General features: G+C 68.8%; 7 protein-coding genes. All 7 read left to right on the forward strand.

Features of this window, described 5'->3' with window-relative positions:
• Positions 1-554, forward strand: a 554-nt coding sequence (locus tag RBT54_RS18060) for an acyl-CoA dehydrogenase family protein (protein ID WP_320368381.1), incomplete at its 5' end; no start/stop codon positions are given.
• Complete coding sequence (locus tag RBT54_RS18065; protein WP_320368382.1) at positions 526-945, forward strand: MaoC family dehydratase; 420 nt, start codon at positions 526-528, stop codon at positions 943-945. The genes RBT54_RS18060 and RBT54_RS18065, both read left to right, overlap by 29 nt.
• A 19-nt stretch (positions 946-964) precedes the next feature.
• The gene (locus tag RBT54_RS18070; RefSeq protein ID WP_320368383.1) at positions 965-2,143 is read left to right on the forward strand and encodes a lipid-transfer protein; all 1,179 of its coding nucleotides are present in this window, start codon (positions 965-967) and stop codon (positions 2,141-2,143) included.
• A 17-nt stretch (positions 2,144-2,160) separates the two neighbouring features.
• On the forward strand, positions 2,161-3,327 hold the full coding sequence (locus RBT54_RS18075; protein WP_320368384.1) for an acyl-CoA dehydrogenase family protein: 1,167 nt from the start codon (positions 2,161-2,163) through the stop codon (positions 3,325-3,327).
• 20 nt (positions 3,328-3,347) lie between these two features.
• A complete protein-coding gene (locus tag RBT54_RS18080) occupies positions 3,348-4,562 on the forward strand; it encodes an acyl-CoA dehydrogenase family protein (RefSeq protein WP_320368385.1) in 1,215 nt (404 codons plus the stop codon).
• A 13-nt stretch (positions 4,563-4,575) separates the two neighbouring features.
• On the forward strand, positions 4,576-5,730 hold the full coding sequence (locus tag RBT54_RS18085) for an acyl-CoA dehydrogenase family protein (protein WP_320368386.1): 1,155 nt from the start codon (positions 4,576-4,578) through the stop codon (positions 5,728-5,730).
• 3 nt (positions 5,731-5,733) lie between these two features.
• Positions 5,734-5,951: SDR family NAD(P)-dependent oxidoreductase (locus RBT54_RS18090; RefSeq protein ID WP_320368387.1), on the forward strand; the 218-nt coding region annotated here is incomplete at its 3' end.

The raw sequence follows: 5,951 nt of genomic DNA on the forward strand, positions 1-5,951 counted from the left end.
AGGCGGTCGCCGACCTCGGCTTCAACGCCCACCGCCTTGCGGCGGACGCGGTGCTGCCCGAGGCCGCGCTGCCCTGGCTGGAGCAGCGTGCGATCGCCGCGCTGGCAGCGCTGCAGCTGGGCGTCAGCGCCGAGCAGGTACGCCGCACGGTCGAGTACATCAACGACCGTCGCCAGTTCGACCGTGCCATCGCCACCTTCCAGGCGGTGCAGATGAGCATGGCCGACGCCCACATCGCGATCGAGGCGCTGCGCTCGGCGCTGTGGCAGCTGGTGTATCGCCTGGATGCCGGCCTGCCGTCGCCGTCCGAGGCGCTGGCGGTCAAGTACCTTGCCAGCGAGTGCGGCCACCTCGTCGGCCACAAGGCGCAGCACGTGCATGGCGGCATCGGCGTCGATCTGACCTACCCGATCCACCGCTACCTGTACTGGAGCCGCGCGCTCGGCATCTCCCTGGGCGGCAGTGCCGCCACGCTCGAACGACTCGGCGACTGGCTCGCCAACAACGACACGCTGGGATGGAAATATGACCTCGAAGAACAGCAAGCGCTTTGATGACGTGCGCCTCGGCGAGGCGCTGCCCGAGCTGGCGATCCCGATCACCACGACGCTGATCGCCTCGGCGGCGATCGCCACTCGCGACTACTTCCCCGGCCACCACGACATGGAGGCCGCCCAGCAGCTCGGCTCGCCGCACGTATTCATGAACATCCTCACCACCAGTGGCCTCACCCAGCGCTTCGTCGAGGGCTGGGCCGGTCCGGCGGCGCGTTTCAAGGATCTCAAGATCAAGCTCGGCGCGCCCAACTACCCGGGCGACACCATGACCTTCAGCGGCGAGGTCGTCCGCACCGATGCGGCCAGCCGCGAGGTGGACGTCGCCCTCAAGGGCAAGAACTCGATGGGCAGCCACGTGACCGGTACGGCCACGCTGGTGCTGCCCTGACACGCGGAGAACCGAACACATGACGGAACTGTCCCTTTCCGGCCGCGCTGCCATCGTTGGCCTGGGCGCGACCGAATTCTCCAAGAACTCCGGCCGCACCGAGCTGCGCCTGGCCATGGAATCCACCCTGGCCGCGCTGGCCGATGCCGGCATCGACCCCTCCGAGGTCGAAGGCTTCTCGTCCTACACCATGGACAAGGTGCCCGACTACGAGATCGCGCGCCTGCTCGGCTGCAAGAACGTCAAGTTCTTCTCGCAGATCCCGCATGGCGGCGGCGCCGCCTGCGCGCCGGTGGTGCATGCCGCGATGGCGGTGGCCACCGGCCTGGCCAAGGTGGTGGTGGTGTTCCGCGCCATGAACGAGCGCTCGTGGTATCGCTTCGGCACCGGCACCTACGGCTTTGGCGACACGCCGATCTTCGAGAACGTGAACTACGGCTGGTACATGCCCTACGGCTTCCACACCCCGGCCGCCTGGGTGGGCATGTTCGCCCAGCGTTACATGCACGAATACGGCGCCACCAGCGAGGACTTCGGTCGCGTGTCGGTCGCCGTGCGCGACTTCGCCGCCACCAACCCGGCCGCCTTCTTCTACGGCAAGCCGATCACGCTTGAAGAGCACCAGGCCTCGAAGTGGATCGCCGAGCCGCTGCGCCTGCTCGACTGCTGCCAGGAATCCGACGGGGCGGTGGCGATGGTCATCACCTCGGCCGAGCGCGCCCGTGACCTCAAGCAGAAGCCGGTGATCATCAAGGCCGGTTCGCAGGGCATCACCGAAGGCCAGCAGAGCATGACCTCCTACTACCGTGACGACATCACCGGCCTGCCGGAGATGGGCGTGGTGGCGCAGGAGCTCTACGCCCAGTCCGGCCTCGGCCCCGACGCCTTCCAGACCGCCGTCATCTACGACCACTTCACCCCCTTCGTGCTGCCGCAGCTGGAGGAATTCGGCTTCTGCAAGCGTGGTGAGGCGAAGGACTTCATCCGTGCCGGCGAGCATGCCCGCGGCGGCAAGCTGCCGATCAACACCCACGGCGGCCAGCTCGGCGAGGCCTACATCCACGGCATGAACGGCGTCGCCGAGGCGGTGCGCCAGGTGCGCGGCACGGCCGCCAACCAGGTGGCCGCTGTCGAGAACGTGCTGGTCACCGCCGGCACCGGCGTGCCCACCAGCGGCCTCATCCTCGGCGTCGCCTGAGCGAAGGAGAACGAACGATGTTCGTCGATCTGACCCCGGAACAACACGCGCTGCGCCTGAAGGTGCGCGACTACTTCCAAACCCTGATGACCCCCGAACTGCGCAGCGAGCTGCGCGGCAAGGAAGGCGGCGAGCTGTACCGCAACACCATCCGCAAGATGGGCGCGGACGGCTGGCTGGCCGTGGGCTGGCCCAAGGAACACGGCGGCCAGGGCTATGCCGCCACCGAACAGCTGATCTTCTTCGAGGAAGCCAACATCGCTGGCGCGCCGCTGCCCTTCGTCACCATCAGCACGGTCGGTCCGGCGCTGATGGAGGCGGGCACCGAGCTGCAGAAGAAGAAGTTCCTGCCCGGCATCGCCGCCGGCGAGATCATGTTCGCCATCGGCTATTCCGAGCCGGAAGCCGGCTCCGACCTCGCCACGCTCAAGACCTCCGCGCGGCTCGAAGGCGACCACTTCGTGGTCAACGGCAACAAGCTATGGACCTCGGGCGCCGAGGCCGCCGACTACGTCTGGCTCGCCGCGCGCACCGACCCCAACCTGCCGCGCCACAAGGGCGTGTCCATCCTGATCCTGGACACCAAGGCCGAAGGCTTCTCGCACACCGTCATCCCCACCTGCAGCAACCCGACCGCCGCCACCTACTACGACAACGTCAAGGTGCCCAGGGACATGCTGGTGGGCGAGCTCAACGGCGGCTGGAAGCTGATCACCGCCCAGCTCAACCACGAACGCCTGGGCCTGGGCTCGTGGTCGGACAAGGTCGTCGCCCTGTTCCGCCGCGTGCTGCTGTGGGCCAAGGCCACCGACGAGAACGGCCGCCGCGCGGTCGATGCGGCCTGGGTGCGCAGCCTGCTCGCCGAGTGCTACGCGAAGATCGAGGCGATGCGGCTGATCAACTTCCGCATCGCCGCCGACCTCGAGCGTGGGCACATGGACGTGGCGCTGGCGTCGGCGACCAAGGTGTACGGTTCGGAGTCCGCGGTCGATATCCTGCGCAAGCTGTCCGAGATCGTCGGCGCCAGTGGCCTGGTGCGCGAAGGCTCGGCGGCCGCGGCCCTGCTCGGCGAGCTGGAATACGAGGTGCGCGCCTCGGTCACGCTGACCTTCGGCGGCGGCACCAACGAGATCCAGCGCGAACTGGTGGCACAGTTCGGCCTCGGCATGCCGCGTTCGCGCTGAACCCCGCACAGGAAGAAGACATGAGCACCCTCGAAGATTTCCGCCGCGAGACCCGGGCCTGGCTCGAAGCCAACTGCCCGCAATCGATGCGCACCGCGATGCCTGACGGCGAGCTGGTGTGGGGCGGGCGCACGGTCGAGTTCAAGAACGCGGACCAGCGCCTGTGGTTCGAGCGCATGCGCGACAAGGGCTGGTTCTGCCCCGACTGGCCGGCCGAGTATGGCGGCGGCGGGCTGACGCCGGAGCAGAACGCGGTGCTCGAGTCCGAGATGCGCCGGCTGCGCTGCCGCCCGCCGCAGATCAACCTCGGCATCTGGATGCTGGGCCCGGTGATCCTCGAGTTCGGCAGCGAGGCACAGAAGCGCGAGCTGCTGCCGCCGATGGCGCGCGGCGAGATCCGCTGGTGCCAGGGCTTCTCCGAGCCCAATGCCGGCTCCGACCTTGCCAGCCTCAAGACCAGCGCGGTGGATGCCGGCGATCACTTCGTGGTCAATGGCACCAAGATCTGGACCTCCTACGGCGACAAGTCCGACTGGATGTACATGCTGGTGCGCACCAACCCCGACGTGCCCAAGCAGCAGGGCATCAGCCTGCTCGTGGTTGACATGGCGTCGCCGGGCATCGAGGCGCGGCCGATCGACCTCATCAGCGGCAAGTCGTCCTTCTGCCAGGTCTTCTTCGACAACGTGAAGGTGCCCAAGGGCCAGCTGATCGGCCCGCTCAACGGCGGCTGGACCCTGGCCAAGGCGCTGCTGCAACACGAGCGCCGCGCGATGTCCAAGTTCGGCGAGTTCGCCTTGCCGACCCACTTCGACCTGCTGTCGATCGCCGGCAACTACCTGCCGGCGCAGGACGCGTCCTCGCCGGCCGACGTTGCGCTGCGCCAGCGCGTGTATGCGACGGCGATGGACGAGATGGCCTACAGCCTCACCGCCCAGCGCATGGGCGAGGAAGCGCGCGCGCGCAAGAACGTGTCCGGGCTGATGTCAATCATGAAGCTGGTGCACTCCGAACAGGAGAAGGACAAATTCGAGGTGTTGGTCGACGTGCTCGGCCACCGCGCCCTGGGCTGGGAAGGCGACGCCTTCGAGGCGCAGGAGCTGGCGCTCACCAAGGCGTGGCTGGGCAGCTTTGCGCAGACCATCGCCGGCGGCTCGTCCGAGGTGCAGTTGAACGTGATCGCCAAGCGCGTGCTGGAGTTGCCCGAAGGCAACAGCGGCAAGCAGGGCAAGTGAGGAGCAGGGTGTCATGAGTCTGGTTTATTCCGAAGAGCAGCAACTGCTGGCCGACACCGCCGCCGAGTTCCTGATGGCGAAGAGCCCGGTCACCGCCCAGCGCAAGCTGCGCGATGAGGGCTCGGCCGACGGCTTCGATGCCGCGCTGTGGCGCGAGATGGTCGACATGGGCTGGAGCGCGATTCCCTTCCCCGAGGCGCTCGGTGGCCTCGCCTTTGGCTGCAAGGGCCTGGGCGCGGTGTTCGAGCAGATCGGCCGCAACCTGTCGGCCTCGCCGCTGCTGTCGAGCGTCGTGCTCGGCGGTTCGGTGATCGAGCTCGCCGGCTCCGAAGCGCAGCAGGCCGAATGGATGGCCGCCCTGATCGGCGGCGACAAACGCGTCGCGCTGGCGGTGGATGAAACGCCGCGCCACGACCCCGCCGCGGTCGCGCTGCGCGCCACGCGTGCGGGCGACGGCTACGTGCTCACCGGCACCAAGGCCTTCGTCGCCGACGGCGTGGGCGCGGATGCCTTCATCGTCGCCGCGCGCACCGGCGGCCTGCCGGGCGAGCAGGTCGGCATCAGCCTGTTCATCGTCGCCGCGGACGCGGCCGGCGTGCGGGTGTCGCCGATGAAGACGCTCGATTCGCGCAACCACGCCACGCTGGTGTTGAACGAGGTGCGCGTCGGCGCCGCGGCGCGGCTGGGCGCGGAGGGCGAGGGCTTCGTCGCGCTCGATGCTGCGCTCGATCGCGGCCGGGTCTGCCTGGCGGCGGAGATGCTCGGCGCCACGCAAAGCCTGTTCGACACCACCATCGAGTACCTGAAGACGCGCGTGCAGTTCGACGTGCCCATCGGCAGCTTCCAGGCCCTGCAGCACCGCGCCGCGTGGTGCTACGCGCACCTGCAGCTCGCACGCAGCACGGTGATGGCCGGCCTGGCGGCGATGGACGACCCGGCGCTCGACGCCGCGACGCGCGCGCGCATGGCCAGCCTCGCCAAGTGGAAGGCCGGCGACGCCGCCCACCGCATCAGCCGCGAGGCGGTGCAGCTGCACGGCGGCATGGGCGTCACCGACGAGCTCGACGTCGGCCTCTACCTCAAGCGCATCCGTGTTGCGCAGGCCAGCCTCGGCGATGGCGATTTCCACGTGCAGCGCTACGGCGACCTGAGCACAGCGGAGGCCTGAGCGATGACGGCGACGGGCAACGGACTTCTCGCGGGCAAGGTCGCCGTCGTCACGGGCGCCGGCCAAGGCATCGGTCGCGGTGTGGCCTTGCAGCTGGCGCAGCAGGGCGCCCGGGTCGTGGTGTCCGACATCAACGCGGAAACCGCAGCCGAGACCGTCGCCATTGCGCAGTCGCGTGGCGCCGAGGCGGTGGCGATCGGCTGCGACATCGCCGACAGCGC

The organism is Thauera sp. (assembly GCF_034003485.1).
Lineage (GTDB): Bacteria > Pseudomonadota > Gammaproteobacteria > Burkholderiales > Rhodocyclaceae > Thauera.

Excerpts from the sequence above, each read along its gene's own strand:
- RBT54_RS18080 (WP_320368385.1), top strand. The coding sequence starts at position 3,348 with ATGAGCACCCTCGAAGATTTCCGCCGCGAGACCCGGGCCTGGCTCGAA.
- RBT54_RS18075 (WP_320368384.1), top strand. The coding sequence starts at position 2,161 with ATGTTCGTCGATCTGACCCCGGAACAACACGCGCTGCGCCTGAAGGTG.
- RBT54_RS18065 (WP_320368382.1), top strand. The coding sequence starts at position 526 with ATGACCTCGAAGAACAGCAAGCGCTTTGATGACGTGCGCCTCGGCGAG.
- RBT54_RS18085 (WP_320368386.1), top strand. The coding sequence starts at position 4,576 with ATGAGTCTGGTTTATTCCGAAGAGCAGCAACTGCTGGCCGACACCGCC.
- RBT54_RS18070 (WP_320368383.1), top strand. The coding sequence starts at position 965 with ATGACGGAACTGTCCCTTTCCGGCCGCGCTGCCATCGTTGGCCTGGGC.